Genomic DNA, 381 nt, shown 5'->3' with positions numbered 1-381 from the left:
GTTTTCTTCTTCTCGGCCTTCAGCGCTTCGCGCGCAGCTTTGCTTTCCGAGGCGATTTCCTGGTTTCGCCTGTCCGCCTCCTTGCGCTGGCCTTTCAGCATCGCGATGTCGCTGGCGAGTTTGTCCAGTTCCGATTCGCGGGCAACCAGCTCGATCTGGCGGTTCGAGGACGAGAAACTGGCGTCGTCATACATCTGCTCGAGCTTTTGCAGCTCCAGCGCACGCTTCTCCAACGCCCGCTCGGCCTGCGCGTGCTTCTCCGACAGGCGGTGCAAATCCTCCTCGCGCTGCCTGAGTTCCGCGTTTTTGGCCTGGAGATCGGAGAGCGCCTGGTTCTTGTCCTTCTTTTCGACCGCGAGCCCCTTCAAGGCCAGATAGGAA

1 pseudogene is annotated in these 381 nt (G+C 60.4%); it reads right to left on the bottom strand.

Features of this window, described 5'->3' with window-relative positions:
• Positions 1-381: pseudogene (locus EN824_RS33660) on the bottom strand (hypothetical protein); the annotation flags it as partial.

It is taken from the genome of Mesorhizobium sp. M8A.F.Ca.ET.181.01.1.1, assembly GCF_004792025.1.
Classification (GTDB): domain Bacteria; phylum Pseudomonadota; class Alphaproteobacteria; order Rhizobiales; family Rhizobiaceae; genus Mesorhizobium.
Note: the sequence above shows the minus strand (reverse complement) of the source record. Positions and strands in the feature narration are given on the sequence as shown.